11 protein-coding genes, 1 tRNA gene and 2 pseudogenes are annotated in these 14,649 nt (G+C 60.6%); 7 read left to right on the top strand and 7 right to left on the bottom strand.

Annotated elements, in window-relative coordinates; genetic code table 11:
- Positions 1-42 precede the first annotated feature (42 nt).
- Positions 43-789 (top strand): energy transducer TonB, encoded by a 747-nt coding sequence (locus AB4P92_RS20690; RefSeq protein ID WP_261736034.1) that lies wholly within the window; start codon positions 43-45, stop codon positions 787-789.
- Positions 782-1,234 (top strand): ribosomal protein S18-alanine N-acetyltransferase, encoded by a 453-nt coding sequence (gene rimI / locus AB4P92_RS20695; protein ID WP_047303173.1) that lies wholly within the window; start codon positions 782-784, stop codon positions 1,232-1,234. Before AB4P92_RS20690 ends, rimI begins: the two co-directional genes overlap by 8 nt.
- Before the next feature lie 139 nt (positions 1,235-1,373).
- On the opposite strand, the gene AB4P92_RS20700 is transcribed toward rimI, so the two are convergent.
- Complete coding sequence (locus AB4P92_RS20700) at positions 1,374-1,778, bottom strand: hypothetical protein (protein WP_047303171.1); 405 nt, start codon at positions 1,776-1,778, stop codon at positions 1,374-1,376.
- A 141-nt stretch (positions 1,779-1,919) separates the two neighbouring features.
- Between AB4P92_RS20700 and can the strand changes: the two genes are divergently transcribed.
- Positions 1,920-2,564, top strand: a complete 645-nt coding sequence (can, locus tag AB4P92_RS20705) for a carbonate dehydratase (RefSeq protein WP_042561069.1) — start codon at positions 1,920-1,922, stop codon at positions 2,562-2,564.
- Between the two features lie 22 nt (positions 2,565-2,586).
- Here can and AB4P92_RS20710 read toward each other — a convergent pair whose 3' ends face one another.
- The 3 genes from AB4P92_RS20710 to AB4P92_RS20720 all read right to left on the bottom strand — a co-directional run bounded on the left by AB4P92_RS20710 (position 2,587) and on the right by AB4P92_RS20720 (position 6,067).
- Positions 2,587-3,111, bottom strand: coding sequence for an SET domain-containing protein-lysine N-methyltransferase (locus AB4P92_RS20710; RefSeq protein WP_047303168.1), 525 nt, complete (start codon positions 3,109-3,111; stop codon positions 2,587-2,589).
- Positions 3,112-3,293: 182 nt separating this feature from the next.
- On the bottom strand, positions 3,294-4,466 hold the full coding sequence (locus AB4P92_RS20715; protein WP_395598076.1) for a hypothetical protein: 1,173 nt from the start codon (positions 4,464-4,466) through the stop codon (positions 3,294-3,296).
- Between the two features lie 182 nt (positions 4,467-4,648).
- Positions 4,649-6,067, bottom strand: coding sequence for a short-chain fatty acid transporter (locus tag AB4P92_RS20720; RefSeq protein WP_042561066.1), 1,419 nt, complete (start codon positions 6,065-6,067; stop codon positions 4,649-4,651).
- A gap of 261 nt (positions 6,068-6,328) precedes the next feature.
- On the opposite strand from AB4P92_RS20720, the gene AB4P92_RS20725 reads away from it, so the two are divergent.
- The 4 genes and pseudogenes from AB4P92_RS20725 to AB4P92_RS20740 all read left to right on the top strand — a co-directional run bounded on the left by AB4P92_RS20725 (position 6,329) and on the right by AB4P92_RS20740 (position 9,841).
- Positions 6,329-7,642, top strand: coding sequence for an MFS transporter (locus tag AB4P92_RS20725; RefSeq protein ID WP_042561065.1), 1,314 nt, complete (start codon positions 6,329-6,331; stop codon positions 7,640-7,642).
- 208 nt (positions 7,643-7,850) lie between these two features.
- Positions 7,851-8,486: pseudogene (locus tag AB4P92_RS20730) on the top strand (PAS domain-containing protein); the annotation flags it as partial.
- Positions 8,487-8,636: 150 nt separating this feature from the next.
- Positions 8,637-9,074, top strand: a pseudogene (locus tag AB4P92_RS20735) (methyl-accepting chemotaxis protein); the annotation flags it as partial.
- 167 nt (positions 9,075-9,241) lie between these two features.
- Entirely contained in the window at positions 9,242-9,841 is a 600-nt protein-coding gene (locus AB4P92_RS20740) for a flavin reductase family protein (RefSeq protein WP_395598077.1), read from the top strand.
- Between the two features lie 12 nt (positions 9,842-9,853).
- Here the strand turns inward: AB4P92_RS20740 and ggt are convergent, their stop codons facing one another.
- The 3 genes from ggt to AB4P92_RS20755 all read right to left on the bottom strand — a co-directional run bounded on the left by ggt (position 9,854) and on the right by AB4P92_RS20755 (position 14,561).
- On the bottom strand, positions 9,854-11,686 hold the full coding sequence (ggt, locus tag AB4P92_RS20745) for a gamma-glutamyltransferase (protein WP_395598078.1): 1,833 nt from the start codon (positions 11,684-11,686) through the stop codon (positions 9,854-9,856).
- 626 nt (positions 11,687-12,312) lie between these two features.
- Positions 12,313-12,389, bottom strand: a tRNA-Met gene (locus AB4P92_RS20750).
- Between the two features lie 114 nt (positions 12,390-12,503).
- Entirely contained in the window at positions 12,504-14,561 is a 2,058-nt protein-coding gene (locus AB4P92_RS20755) for a methyl-accepting chemotaxis protein (RefSeq protein ID WP_395598079.1), read from the bottom strand.
- Positions 14,562-14,649 lie beyond the last annotated feature (88 nt).

Raw genomic sequence — 14,649 nt, forward strand, 5'->3', positions numbered from 1 at the left:
CCTTTGCTTATCGAGTCCCGCCGCCGCGCCTATTTGAACGCCATGCAGGTGGTCAATTGGCTGCCGCGCACCGAATTGCCCTTCGCTGCCCCTTCGCGGCCCGAGCTGCTGGACATGCCCGAGCCCGAAATCGAGGCGCCGGTTGTGGCTGTGCCTCAGGCCGAAACCCCGGTGCAGCCTGCCGTGCGCCCCACCGAGCGGCAGAAGATCGAAGTGCCGCGACCTTCGTCGCCGAGTACTCGAGCCAGCACAAAACCGGTCGAGGAGGCGGACGACACGCCGGTGGTCGCCAAACCTGCGCCAGTGCCCCCCCCGCGTTTCGCCCTGCAACTGCTGCGCGCCGGGCGTTGCCTGCTACTGGTGGAGTTACCCACAGGTGAATCCTTCCAGAGCCGTGATCCGGCGTATCTCTTGCTCAAGGACATGTTGCGTGCCGCCGGTCTGCCGGATGCGCCGCAGATCGTCGGCGAGCCGGTGCGCTGGCCGTGGTTGAATCGCGGCACGATGGATCAGGGGCCGGAAGCTGCGCGCGACTTCGTGCAAGGTTTTCTTTCGGTACAAATGGAAGCGGCGCCGTGCGCCTGCCTATGGCTGATCGGCCTGCCGGCGGTGCGTTTTGCCGGTGAAGCTGACGCCGAAGCGTTCAATCGTGAATTGCAGATCGAAGGTCTGGGCCCGGCCTGGGCCATTCCCGGTCTGGAATTGTTAATGGAAGAGCCACAGCGCAAAGCCGCTGTGTGGCAAGCCATGCGTCGGCTGATGGCGCGCTGGAAAGAATCGAATGAGTGACGCTGTAACGTTCCGCCCGATGACCGAGGCGGACCTGGACGCTGTACTGAAGATTGAGTTCGCCGCCTACAGCCACCCGTGGACCCGTGGGATTTTTCTCGACGGCCTGGGCAAATACCAGATCTGGTTGATGTTCGAAGGTCAGCAGCAGGTCGGTCACGGCGTGGTGCAAATCATTCTGGATGAGGCGCACCTGCTCAACATCACGGTCAAACCGGAGAATCAGGGGCGTGGGCTGGGGCTGACGTTGCTCGAGCATCTGATGTCGCGGGCGTATGCCGCCCAGGCGCGCGAGTGTTTTCTGGAGGTGCGTGACAGCAACCGGTCGGCGTTCCGTTTGTATGAGCGTTATGGCTTCAATGAGATTGGCCGGCGTCGTGATTATTATCCGGCGGTGGGTGGGCGTGAAGATGCGGTGGTCATGGCCTGCACCTTGGTTGACTGATCCCACTGATGTATGGCTGAGCCCCCTGTAGGAGCTGCCGAAGGCTGCGATCTGTTGATCTTGCTTTGGATGTTGAACAACAAGATCAAAAGATCACAGCCTTCGGCAGCTCCTACAGGGATTGCGTTACTGCAGGTAATCAGCGATTGCCATCCAACGGTTCGCGCCGCGCCAGCTCTGCTTCATCCAGACCATTGCCGCCGCCGATATCGTCTTCATCGACCACGCTCAAATCCCAGTCCGCAGGATTGTCTTCACCGGATTCCTTCGCATCCCGTGCGCCATCCTCATGAATCAGCGTTTCCGGGCTCATGTCATCGTCGGTCGGCTCATGGTCGGCAGTCGACGCGCCAGTGAGGCCCGCTTCACGCACGCGCTCTTCTGGCATCAGTTGCTTGCGCTCCTGTTCCGGCAGTTCGTCGCCGATTTTCGCGCTGGGCTGTTCGTCGTCGAAATCCAGCTCGTGCATCGAACCCATCCGATCTTCGTTATCATCGATGGGTTCCGGTTGCACCGCATCGTAAGGGCGTCGTGAATCAGTCATGGCAAATCCTCATAGTGTGGGCCTTACTAAGGTGGACTCGCCGGGCACACGAGAATTCCAACAAAAACACTTGCGATCCTTTCGTGACCCCGACTGACGGTCGTCTGTCAAAGCAGCGCATCTTTCTTGAGGCCTTACAGCATGCATGACTTACAAGACCTGATTGATAACAACGAGCGTTGGGCTGACGCGATCACCAAGGAAGACCCGGATTTCTTCGCCAAGCTGGCGCGTCAGCAAACCCCTGAATATCTGTGGATCGGCTGTTCCGACGCACGGGTGCCGGCCAACGAAATCGTCGGCATGTTGCCGGGCGATTTGTTCGTACACCGCAATGTCGCCAACGTCGTGCTGCACACCGACCTTAATTGCCTGTCGGTGATCCAGTACGCGGTCGATGTGCTCAAGGTCAAACACATTCTGGTCACTGGCCACTACGGTTGTGGCGGTGTGCGGGCGTCGATGCAGGATCGTCAGCTCGGTCTGATCGACGGCTGGCTGCGCTCGATCCGTGACCTCTATTACGACAAGCGTGACGAACTGGCCAAGCTGCCGACCGAAGAAGAGCGGGTCGATCGCATGTGCGAGCTCAACGTGATCCAGCAAGTGGCCAACGTCGGCCATACCAGCATTGTGCAAAACGCCTGGCATCGCGGGCAGAGCCTGTCGATCCACGGTTGCATCTACGGCATCAAGGATGGGCGCTGGAAAAGCCTGAACGCGACCATCAGCGGTTTCGAGCAATTGCCGCCGCAGTATCGCTTGCGTCCTGTCGGGGCGCCGTAGCCGCCGAAGGTTGCCGCGCGGATCAGCGTGAGCCTTGCCGTCGCCAGCGCTGTAAAAAGTGCTGGCCCTCGATGCTCGGGGGTTCGTTGTAACCGGTGATCCACCCACGGCAACGTACAGAACCGCAATCGCAGGCAAACTGACGCAGCAGTTTGTCTTCGGTGGCGGCGTAATCCATGGTCAGCCGCTCACCCCTGTGGATATCTTTCAACGCCCACAGCCACAGTTCGCTCATGTCGAGAAATACGTTCGGGTCGCAGGCGTGTTCGAGTGCACCGCAAAAGCGTGGATCGTAGACGTGGATACCGTTCAACAGCTGTCGGGTCTGTCGACAGCGGTAGGGCAGTAACTGTCCAGACACCCTGCACATTCGGCAGGTGCGCTGAAATTCCCGACGCGCCGCGACGCCTGTCGGGGTGCCGTGCTCATCGTGGAAGACTTCGAAGTCGGCGCTGGACGGAAACCCGAGGCGCACAGGGAGGCCAGCGAAGGGATAGATACCTTCGGTATCGCGTGGAACAGATCCAGCAATCGCATGGGTATTCATAACAGTCCTTGTTGCAAGGAGGGCGCGATTTCCTTTATCTGACGTCCTGTCAGCGCGGCGCCACTATTCTTTGGATCCAATGTAGTTGTAATAGGTATAGACGGTCTACTGTCAGATCTGACAGGCGAGATAGACGCTTTCCCGCGTCAGTCATGGCTGACACGGGAATGACATCAACGCGATTACAAGTGTGGAGCGGGGGTCGCAGTGGCGGGCAGCGGGGCTTTGAGCTGTTGCAGTTGAGCCTTGACCGGTGGTGTGGCGCACTGGGTGGTGGCTTGCTCCGGGGTCAGGTTGCGAATGGAGGTGTAGAACAACTCGCAGGTTTTGACCTTTTGCGTGACTTGCCAGGTCTGTGTGCACGTACTGAGCGTGCTCTGCGCATCGCTGTCCGGTTTGCTGCCCATGTCGGCCTGCCAGCAGGCGGCGCTCAAATCCTGCCCCATTACCCTCATGCCTGCCGCGTCAGCCTTGGCTTGCGCATCGTCGCCGGTGTAGCTTTTGGGATCGGCGGCGTACCAGATGTAACTGGGGTGGTTCGAACCCAGCACCGGCACGTTCACCCCGGCGCTTGGGCTGATGGTCGCCAGGCCGAGGACGCTCACGGTCGGACCGTATTGCTGCTTGATCCAGTTCCTCACCGGTGCACCGAACGCCACCATCGGCAGCGTCTTGCCGCTGGCGGTCTGGCTGAACTGCTTGACCAGCGTGGTCTGGTAGTCCTTGAAGTAGTCATAGACACCCTCCAGGTCACTGCCAGCGTTGGACGGCGCGGCGATCGGTGCGATGTCGATGATGGTCTGATAGGCCGGGGTCTGATCGGCGGGGATGCCATTGACCGTCAACAGCGTTGCCCAGCGGTCGGTGGTATTGGAGCGCAGATAATCCTGAGCCTGGGTCAGCGAGTAATCCGGCGGAAAGTGCAGCAATTCGACGCTTTTACGATTCTCCAGGGCCATGCCCAACGGCAGGAACAGATACCAGCTGTACGCCCATTTGCCATCGGCGTTGAGCTTGCTGGCGCCGGTGTAGGCCAGATCTCCCGCGTCCAGCAGCGCCGACAGCGGTTTGTCGTAGCCCTGCGGCACGCCGCTGATTTCCGCGTAGATCTGGTCGTTATCGGTTTTGACCAGAACCTTCGCATTGGCATAGCCGTCGCGTTGCACGCTCTGGGTCAGGTAATGCGCGACGGTCTGCTCTAGCGTCCAGTTGCGGAAGCAGATCACGCTGCAGTTGTTGGGGTAGGCGAACAGGCGTGTGACGCGCTCGGTGCTGCCCAGTTTCAGGTCGACATCGGCGTGGGCGGCGGCGCTCAGTGTCAGCGCGGCGAGGGTAAGTCCTGCGAGTTTGAACATGCTCAGATCCTTTTCAGCGTGGTTCCCGGTTGCGGGGCGGGTACATACTGAAACCACGGGTGTCGCGCGGTCTAGTGGGCAGTAGAAAAGTTATCGAGTGAGTCGTTGCAAACGTGGGAGTGAGCCTGCTCGTGATAGCAGGCTCACTCCCACATTGGTTTTATATGGTGAGGTCGAACGCTTTACGGCATCACCGGCGGCGTATACGCCAGTGTCGTCCCGAGCGCCCACAGCAACAGCAGCACCAGCGGTGTATGCACCAGCAATTGCACGAACGAGAAACCGATCAGGTCCCGCGCCTTCAAGCCGAGCACGCCCAATAGCGGCAGCATGTAGAACGGGTTGATCAGGTTCGGCAAGGCTTCCGCCGCGTTGTAGATCTGCACCGCCCAGCCGAGGTGGTATTGCAGATCGTTGGCGACTTGCATCACGTACGGCGCTTCGATGATCCACTTGCCGCCGCCGGACGGGATGAAGAAACCGAGAATCGCCGAGTACACGCCCATCAGCAGCGCGTACGTGTCGTGCGAGGCGATGCTGACGAAGAACGTCGAGATGTGGTGGGCCAGGGTTTGCGCGTCGGCGCCTTTGACGGTGGTCATCAGCGCGGCAATCGAGCCGTACAGCGGAAACTGGATCAGCACGCCGGTGGTGGTCGGCACCGCGCGGGCGACTGCATCGAGGAAGCTGCGCGGACGCCAGTGCAGCAATGCGCCGAGCATGATGAACAGGAAGTTATAGGTGTTGAGCCCGGAAATCGCGGTAATCGCCGGTTTCGTCGAGAACTCGTGGAACAGCCATCCCGCCGCCAGCAGCACCAGCACGATGATCAGCAGCGGACTGTGTTCCAGCCATTCGCCAGGGCGCGTGCGCGGTTGCAGCGGCGGCAGGTTGAAGGCCGGGTCTATCCCGCAGGCCTCGGCGCTGCGCGCAGAGTTCGGGCCGGGGGCGGTGGCGTAGGCAATGATGATCGAAACCACGATCAGCGCCAGCAACATCACGCCGGACTGCCAGAGGAAAATGGTTTCGGTGAACGGGATAACGCCAGTGATCGACAGAATCGACGGCGGCAGGCTGCCGGGGTTGGCCTGCAACTGCGCCGCCGACGACGACAGCCCCAGTGCCCAAACCGCGCCAAGTCCCAGATACGCGGCGGCGCCAGCTGCACGGTAATCCATTTTCAGATCGGTGCGGCGGGCGAGGGCACGGACCAGCAAACCGCCGAATACCAGCGACAAGCCCCAGTTCAGCAACGAGGCAACCATCGAGATCAACGCGACCCAGGCCACGGCAGAGCGGCCGTTTTTCGGGATACGCGCCAAGCGATCAATCAGTTTAACGGCAGGCGGAGAACTGGCGACCACGTAGCCGCCGATCACCACAAAGGCCATTTGCATGGTGAACGGGATCAGGCTCCAGAACCCGTCGCCGAATGCCATGGCGGCGGCGGTCGGTTTGGCGCCCATGGCCATTGTGGCCAGCGCAACGATGATCACGGCCAACGCCGCGAATACCCAGGAATCGGGAAACCAGCGTTCGGCAAAACTTGAACAGCGCAGGGCAAAGCGTGCAGAGCGGCTATCTTCGATATCAACGGCCACGGGAGTACCTCGGATTTTTTATGGTTATTGTGGTCCGCGGGAGCCGCCGCCCATCTCGACAGCAAAGAGCTCCCACATGGGGTTCGCTGCGGTTGGTCGGCGTTGCGTCGTCCCTCTGGACAGGCCTGAACAGTAATTCAAGCCAAGCCATTTTGTGAGCAGGTTTTTGCAAAATCGGGACTATGGTCTAACGGGTTGTCCATCGACGCATTTGCGTAGACCATGTGCGCCTTGGTTTTTTGCCTGCCAGAGTTCTTTGCCATGACTGCCCAAAACACGGCCAAACCGGTGCCGTTCAGCCGCTCCGACTACAAGACCCTGGGCCTTGCGGCCCTTGGCGGGGCTCTGGAAATCTACGATTTCATCATCTTCGTATTCTTCGCCCTGACCCTCAGCCAGTTGTTCTTCCCGCCGGAAATGCCCGAGTGGCTGCGGCTGCTGCAAAGCTTCGGAATTTTCGTCACCGGTTATCTGGCGCGGCCGCTGGGCGGGATTCTGATGGCGCATTTCGCCGACCGGATGGGCCGCAAAAAAGTCTTCAGCCTGAGCATCCTGATGATGGCGCTGCCGTGCCTGCTGATCGGAATCATGCCGACTTACGCCCAGATCGGTTATTTCGCTCCGCTGCTGTTGTTGGCGCTGCGCATCTTGCAAGGCGCGGCGGTTGGCGGTGAAGTACCGAGTGCCTGGGTATTCGTCGCCGAGCACGCACCGACCGGGCATCGCGGTTATGCCTTGGGCTTCTTGCAGGCCGGTTTGACCTTCGGCTATCTGATCGGCGCGCTGACCGCGACATTCCTGGCACAAGTATTCACCCCGGCGGAAATTCTTGATTACGCCTGGCGCTATCCGTTCCTGCTGGGCGGCGTGTTCGGTGTGATCGGTGTCTATCTGCGCCGCTGGTTGAGCGAAACCCCGGTGTTCATGGCGATGCAGGCGCAGCGCGAGGCGCGGGTCGAGCTGCCGCTGCGTACAGTGCTGCGTGAACATCGACTGGCAATGCTGCCAGCCATGTTGCTGACCTGCGTGCTGACATCGGCAGTGGTGGTGTTCGTGGTTATCACCCCGACCATGATGCAGAAAACCTTCGGCATGACCGCCAGCCACACTTTTGCGCTCAGCGCCTTGGGCATCGTCTTTCTCAACATCGGTTGCGTGATCGCCGGGTTGCTGGTGGATCGCATCGGTGCCTGGCGCACGGTCATGCTGTATAGCGTGCTGCTGCCGCTGGGCATTGGCGTGCTTTACAGCTGCTTGATCATGGGGGGCGGTTGGATTGGTCTGGCGTACGCGGTGGCCGGTCTTGCCTGTGGCGTTGTCGGTGCAGTGCCGTCGGTGATGGTCGGGTTGTTCCCGGCGCGTATTCGGGTCTCCGGTATTTCCTTCACCTACAACATTGCCTACGCCGCTTGGGCGAGTATCACGCCGTTGTTGCTGATCGGTCTGATGCCATGGAGCCCGTGGATCTGCGTAATCTTCTGCGCGGTGATGGGCGCAGTGGGTGTGCTGAGTGCGGCGTATTTTGGCGCGCGGATGCCGCGTACGGGGCCATGTCAGGTTGCCGGAACTGCCTGACTCGCAGAGCCCGAACTATTTTTGACTGACGAGTCTCAATCGCTCTTCAGAAAAGCTGTCCAAGGCCGATGGTTAGGCTGTATCCGCTTTCCACCCTGCCCATCGGTGCTTTCCCATGTTCAATAAACGCTTGAAGCAAGAGCTGGCTGCTCTTCGTGAAGAACTCTCCAGCCTTGTGCAAGTAAAGGAAAGCCTGGAAAGCGAGATGATGGTGCTGACCCTCGAGCCGGATGGACGGGTTCAGTCGGTCAACCAGAACTTCCTCGACGAGATGTTCTACAAGAGCCATGACCTGATTGGCCGGGCCATCGATGACATCGTCCCGGCCCATGTGAAATCCGACGAATTCCATCAGCGCTTCAAGAGCGCCATGACTCGCGGCGAGCATTTCGCCGGCGCTGTGCGACTGCTGCGTGGCAATGGTGACGAGGCCTGGTTGCGCTCGATCGTGCAGCCGGTACGTTCTTCGGATGGGCGGATCAAGCACATCTCGATTTTCTCCAGCGACCTGACCCGCACGATCGAAGCCTCCCGCGAGCATGAAAACCTGATCGGTGCACTGGTGCGTTCCACCGCGGTGATCGAGTTCGATTTGAACGGTAACGTGCTCAACGCCAACGAACGCTTTCTCAGCGGCATGGGTTACAGCCTGGCGCAGATCAAGGGCAAACATCACCGCATGTTCTGCATGCCCGAAGAGTACAACAGTGCCGAGTATCAGAATTTCTGGCGTCGTCTGAACAACGGCGAGTTTGTGGCTGCCCGTTTCAAACGTATCGACAGCCATGGTCGTACAGTGTGGCTGGAGGCCTCCTACAATCCGGTGGTCGATGCCAACAACAAACTGTACAAAGTGGTGAAGTTCGCCACGGTGATCACCGATCAGGTTAATCGCGAACAAGCTGTCGCCGACGCGGCCAGCATTGCCTACAGCACCTCGCAACAAACCGACAGCACTGCCCAGCGCGGCACGACTGTAGTGACCGAAGCGGTCAACGTGATGCGCGACTTGTCGCGGCACATGCAGGCCGCCGGTGAAGGCATTGAAGCGCTCAATGAGCAGTCGCTGGTGATTGGCACGATCGTCAAAACCATCAGCGGCATCGCTGAACAGACCAACCTGCTGGCGCTCAATGCCGCGATCGAAGCGGCCCGCGCCGGTGAGCAGGGCCGTGGTTTTGCCGTGGTAGCCGACGAAGTGCGGCAACTGGCCTCGCGCACTAGCCAGGCGACCGAAGAGATTGTCGGCGTCGTGCGGCAGAACCAGGAAATGGCGCGTAACGCCGTGGCGCTGATGACCGACGGCAAGCTCCAGGCCGAGCAAGGGCTGGCGCTGGCGGCGGAGGCCGGAACGGTGATCGTTGAGATTCAGGATGGCGCGCAGAAAGTCGTGAATGCCGTCGGCCAGTTCGCCAATCAACTGTCTAACTGATGCTCCCTGTAGGAGCTGCGGCACGCTGCGATCTTTTGATCTTTTGATCTTTTGATTTCAAGTCTCAGAGTCAGGATCAAAAGATCGCAGCGTGCCGCAGCTCCTACAGTGGGGGCGCCAGCCATTCTGACGCTACAATCAGCTCCTTTTTCCCGGAGCAGATCCCCATGAGCGACTCCCACCGCCGCCCGGTTCCCCTGAACAAAGCCTACCGCCTGCTCAATCACGGCCCGACCGTACTGGTCAGCGCCGCCCATGACGGCCAGCGCAATATCATGGCCGCCGCGTGGGCGATGCCACTGGACTTCGAACCGCCGAAAGTTGCCGTCGTCCTCGACAAATCCACCTGGACGCGGCAGTTGCTCGAGGCGTCCGGCACCTTCGTACTCAACGTGCCGTGCGTCGATCAGGCCGACATCGTGCAGACCGTGGGCAATACGTCGGGTCTGGAAATCAGCCAAAGCCAAGGGCAGGACAAGTTTCAGGCCTATAGCTTGCAAACCTTTAGCGGCGACAAGGTTGAAGCGCCGCTGCTCGAGGGATGCGTTGCCTGGCTCGAATGCCGCTTGCTGCCGGAGCCGCGCAATCACGATCAATACGACCTGTTCCTCGCCGAAGTCATTGCCGCCCATGCCGATGAACGGGTGTTCAGCGAAGGACGCTGGCATTTCGAAGGGCATGACGGCCTGCGCACTTTGCACCATGTGGCCGGCGGGCACTTCCTGACGATAGGCGAGGCGGTGGACGGCAAGACGCTGGCGGTTTGAGTTTCGTTGATCTCAATCCCCCAGCGCTTCTCCCTCGCGCCGTGGATCTGCGCCACCTTCCAGCGATACATTTCCCTGCGCATCCTTGACCCGCACGATGGCCTGGGTGCCGCTGGTCATGTCGATTTCGTTGACGGTGTGGCCCTTGTCTTTCAAAGACTGAATCAGTGCCGGGCTGAACTGGCCTTTTTCCAGTTCGGTTGGGCCGTTGCGGCTGCCGAAGTTGGGCAGGCTTATCGCGCTTTGCGGGTCGAGGTTCCAGTCGAGCAGGCCGACGGTGGTTTTGGCGACATACTCGATGATTTGCGAGCCACCGGGCGAGCCGACGCTGGCGAGGAATTCGCCGCTGGTGCGGTCGAAGATCAGCGTCGGCGCCATCGACGAGCGCGGGCGTTTGCCGGGTTCGACGCGGTTGGCGACTTTCTGCCCGTTCTCTTCGGGGATAAACGAGAAGTCGGTCATCTGGTTGTTCAGCAGAAAGCCCTGAACCATCAAGTGCGAACCGAACGCCGCTTCGATGGTGGTGGTCATCGATACCGCGCCGCCGAGGTCATCCACCGCCACCACTTGCGAGGTGGAGATGCGCAGCGGTGAGCGATCCGGTGCGTAAGCCACTTGCACGCCCGGCGGTGTGCCCGGTTTGGCGCTGCCCATGCTGCGTTCGCCGATCAGGCTGGCGCGGCTGGCGAGATAGCCCGGATCGACCAGGCCTTTGACCGGCACCGGCACGAAGTCAGTATCGGCGACGTATTGCGCACGGTCGGCATAGGCCAGGCGTTCAGCCTCGGCGATCAGGTGCACGGCTTGCGGCGCCGGTTCGAAGCCGGCGGGTTTGTCGGTCTTCAGCGGTTTCAACGGTGCCAGCGCCAGGCGCGGATCGCGGGTCTCCAGTGCCTGCAAGGTGCCGAGGATCTGCGCCACGGCGATCCCGCCCGATGACGGTGGCGGCATGCCGCAGACCTGCCAGCGTTTGTAGTCAGTGCACAAGGGCGCGCGCTCCTTGGCTTTGTAACCTTGAAGATCGTTCAACGACAGGCTGCCGGGGTTTGCGTGGCTCTGCACCTTGGCGACGATCTCCTCGGCGATCGGGCCTGTGTACAGCGCATCGGCACCTTCGCTGGCAATGCGTTTGAGCACGGCAGCCAAGGGCGGATTTTGCAGGCGAGTGCCGACGGCTTTGACGCTGCCATCGCCATTAAGAAAGTAAGCAGCCATGTCTGGCGAGCGGCGGATCACCGGGTCGGATGCCAGCAGCGAATACAGGCGCGGGGAAATCGCAAAACCTTGTTCGGCCAGTTTGATCGCCGGTTCAAACAGCTTGGCCCAGGGTAGACGACCGTGCTGTTTATGCGCCATCTCCAGTGCACGCAATACGCCCGGTGTACCCACAGAACGCCCGCCGATTTGCGCTTGCGGGAACGGCATCGGTTTACCGTCCGCTTGCAGGAACAGTTTCTCGGTGGCGCCGGCCGGCGCGGTTTCGCGGCCGTCATAAGTGCGTACCTGTTTGCCATCCCACAACACAATCATCGCACCGCCACCGATGCCGGAAGATTGCGGCTCCACCAGCGTCAACACCGCTTGCATCGCAATCGCAGCATCAATCGCCGAACCGCCCTGACGCAGCATTTCCCGACCCGCTTCAGCGGCCAGCGGATTGGCCGCGGCCGCCATGTGTTTGCTGGCGTGACGGGTTTGCAGGTCGGTGCGATAACCGGAGGCGGCTTCCGGTGCCAGCGGCAGGGTCGAGGAGGGCGGGGCGTTGCACGCGGTGAGTGACAGAGCGCTGATGATCAGCGTCAGGGCAGGCAGGCGAAAGCGGCTCAAGGGCAAGGCTGAAAACACGCGGGCTCTCCGTCCGTGGATAAAAAGTCTGAGGGACTTTATCGACCGACCGGTCGCGACGCAAACCGGTGGGCATTTTTGTCTTTCTTTTCAGCGCGGATGTTCGCTAGGGTCAATGTCAAATTCATCGAACTGAAACAAGCCCCTGTGGGAGCGAGCCTGCTCGCGAATACGGTGTATCAGCCAGCCTTGATATTGAATGAAACACCGCTTCGCGAGCAGGCTCGCTCCCACAAATACAAAACCTACAAGAGGCCAGTAATGCACAGCGAGTTCCCCACCTAGTCCAGCTACCGCGACCATGATCTTGCCGAAGTTGCTGGCGGGCTCCGTTGTCCTGCCGGATTCCATGCGGTCCAGGAGCCGCCGCCGTGCGGATGCTTCCAAGGCCAGTCTTCGTCGAAGAGGGATATGAATCGAGCCGGGGGAGCTTGTCGGTCAATAGGGGAGTGGGGCGAACCGAACGGTTGAGTTACAGGCGCCTGGTTTCACGAAAAATCCAATTCGTACCAGGATCGAATCCGTTTCCTACGGCGCTTTCTCGGTCTGGCGGAATAGGCGATTACCGAGACTTTTCTACAGGCATAAAAAAACGGCCTACCTTTCGGTAAGCCGTTTTTAGTACTTGGTGGCTACACAGGGACTTGAACCCCGGACCCCAGCATTATGAATGCTATGCTCTAACCAACTGAGCTATGTAGCCAAGTGGCGCGCATTATTCCCCTGAAATGGAAAAGCGTCAAGCGTAAATTTAAAATATTTCTTCTTATTTTCAACCGCTTATCCTCCGGCCCCGAAAATCGTGCCGGGCAGGGCATCAACGAAGCTGAAATCTCGCGGTGTTGGTACTCAAGGCATGACTGCCCTGACTCAAGGTGTCCGCCGCCAGATTCACCGCGCGCGCGCCTTCGAGCAATCGCACTGCTGCCTGATCGACTTGCTGAATACTGCTGCTGACTTCGTCGGCGGTGCTCGCTTGCTCTTCAACCGCCGTGGCGATCTGCGCCAGGGTGTCGGTGACGCTTTGCACGGCGCTGGCAATTTCCCCCAGGCGTTCGCCCAGCCCGGTCACGGCTTCGGCGTCCGTTTGTGCCTGGCCACAGGCTGCTTCCATCAGGCTCACGGCTTCGTTGACCGTGGCGCGCAGGCTGTCGACCGTGCCGGCGATCTGCGCGGTGGACGATTGCGTGCGTTGCGACAGGCTACGCACCTCATCGGCGACCACGGCGAAACCGCGACCCTGTTCCCCGGCGCGCGCGGCTTCGATGGCTGCGTTGAGCGCGAGCAGGTTGGTCTGCTCGGCCACCCCGCGAATGGTGTCGACCACCAATTGAATCTGCTGCCCTTGCTCACTGACCCGGCCTAGCGCGGCTGCGGTGTCGTTCAAGCGTTGGTTGAGTTGTTGAATGCTCGCTGTGGTGCGCTGACTGTCGCGGCTGCTGTCGGCGGCGATGCGGCGGGTGTTTTGAGCGCTGCCAGAGGCCTGCTCGCAGCTCTGTGCCACGCCTTGGGAGGTCGCGGCCAGTTGCGTGGCCGCAGCGGCGATCTGGCTGATCTGCAACTGCTGTGCTTCGACTTCGCTGAGGGCACCGCTGGAATGATCGTTGAGGCTGCGAACCGCGTTGCTCAGTTGTGAAGTCTCGTGATCGACGCCGATCATACTGGTGCGCAATTGCACCACGGCGACGTTGAGTGCGGTGCTGATCGCCGCCAGCTCATCGTGTCCCACAACCGGAACTTGCAGACTCAGATTGCCGTCGCGCAGGGCTTCGGCAAGTACGGTGATGCCGCTGGCGCTGCGGCGGGTCGAGGCTTGCAGGCAGATGAACAGGTACAGCGCCACCAGCAGCAGACAGCCGAATATCGCCGCGACGATGATCAGTTGGCGAACCGCCGAGCCGTGATGGTCTTCGAGGCGCTGATCCAGCGACATCAGCGATTGCTGGCGCAGAGAGGCGAGGTCAGCCAGCAACGCATCAAGGCTGCGTTCGAAGTCTTCCGGTTTGAGATTGATGCTGCCACCGAACACGCCGTCGTCCAGCACTTTGAGGCCGCTGTCCAGGTGCTTGAGGCTGTCGTGGTATTGGCTGGCCCAGGATTGCAGTCCTGTGGGCAGACGCGCTTCCAGCAAGCCTGCGGTTTTCACCAACTGCTCACGGGCATCGCCGATGCGGCTGCGCAGGTCGCGCAACTGCAAGCGACTTTGCAAAGTGAACTGACCGGACACCACCGACGCCTGACCGACCGCCGCGAGGCGCCCGACCCGTTCGATCAGGTCCGGTGCATGCTGCGTGGAAATCTGCGTCAGCAGATAGGTTTCCAGCCATGGCGCGAGGGTCAGGCGATTGTCCATGACGATTTGCTCGCGCAGTGCTTGCAGGGCGCTGAGGGCGTTGGTGAAACGGTCGTAACCGTCCGGCCACCAGCCGACGCCGCTGAGGCTTTTCGAGTCCAGGCCGCCGAGCGCGGTTTGCAACGCCTGATAACGGGTGAGGGTTTCGCCTTCGGCGCCCTCGTTATTCAGCGCATTGCCCAAGTCAGTGGTGGCTTGCTGGACAGCTGGCTGCACAGCATCGAACGCAGCCATGGCGGCGAGCGTCGCGGGTGTCGGCTGACGATTGGTTTCCGTGGCACGCCAACGCGCTGCGCGGTCGCGCTGGGCCGCGAGCAGGTTGTCGAGCGCATCGAGCGCGAGCAACTGACGCACGCCGGCACGTTCGCCGGAAATCAGATTGAGTTTGTCGCGATAGTCCTGGCCGATCATCAACAGGCTGCCGGCCAACGGCAAAATGAATAGCAGAAACAACAACTGGAATTTACGTGCGAAGCCAAACCGCCCCAGCAACTTGATCCCCGGTGAAAGGAAAGCCTGCATGCCCCATGACTCCTCTGGACACCACGCACCAATGGCGTGCATCGCGGTCGGTCGACGTTGATGTTGTGCCCTGCTAAAAGGCCTCGAA

The sequence above is a fragment of the Pseudomonas sp. A0308 genome, assembly GCF_044218815.1.
GTDB lineage: Bacteria > Pseudomonadota > Gammaproteobacteria > Pseudomonadales > Pseudomonadaceae > Aquipseudomonas > Aquipseudomonas iridis.

Bases quoted from the DNA above. Each gene is read 5' to 3' on its own strand.
- AB4P92_RS20690 (WP_261736034.1), top strand. From the start codon at position 43: ATGCAGGTGGTCAATTGGCTGCCGCGCACCGAATTGCCCTTCGCTGCC.
- rimI (WP_047303173.1), top strand. From the start codon at position 782: ATGAGTGACGCTGTAACGTTCCGCCCGATGACCGAGGCGGACCTGGAC.
- AB4P92_RS20700 (WP_047303171.1), bottom strand. From the start codon at position 1,778: ATGACTGATTCACGACGCCCTTACGATGCGGTGCAACCGGAACCCATC.
- can (WP_042561069.1), top strand. From the start codon at position 1,920: ATGCATGACTTACAAGACCTGATTGATAACAACGAGCGTTGGGCTGAC.
- AB4P92_RS20710 (WP_047303168.1), bottom strand. From the start codon at position 3,111: ATGAATACCCATGCGATTGCTGGATCTGTTCCACGCGATACCGAAGGT.
- AB4P92_RS20715 (WP_395598076.1), bottom strand. From the start codon at position 4,466: ATGTTCAAACTCGCAGGACTTACCCTCGCCGCGCTGACACTGAGCGCC.
- AB4P92_RS20725 (WP_042561065.1), top strand. From the start codon at position 6,329: ATGACTGCCCAAAACACGGCCAAACCGGTGCCGTTCAGCCGCTCCGAC.
- AB4P92_RS20740 (WP_395598077.1), top strand. From the start codon at position 9,242: ATGAGCGACTCCCACCGCCGCCCGGTTCCCCTGAACAAAGCCTACCGC.
- AB4P92_RS20755 (WP_395598079.1), bottom strand. From the start codon at position 14,561: ATGCAGGCTTTCCTTTCACCGGGGATCAAGTTGCTGGGGCGGTTTGGC.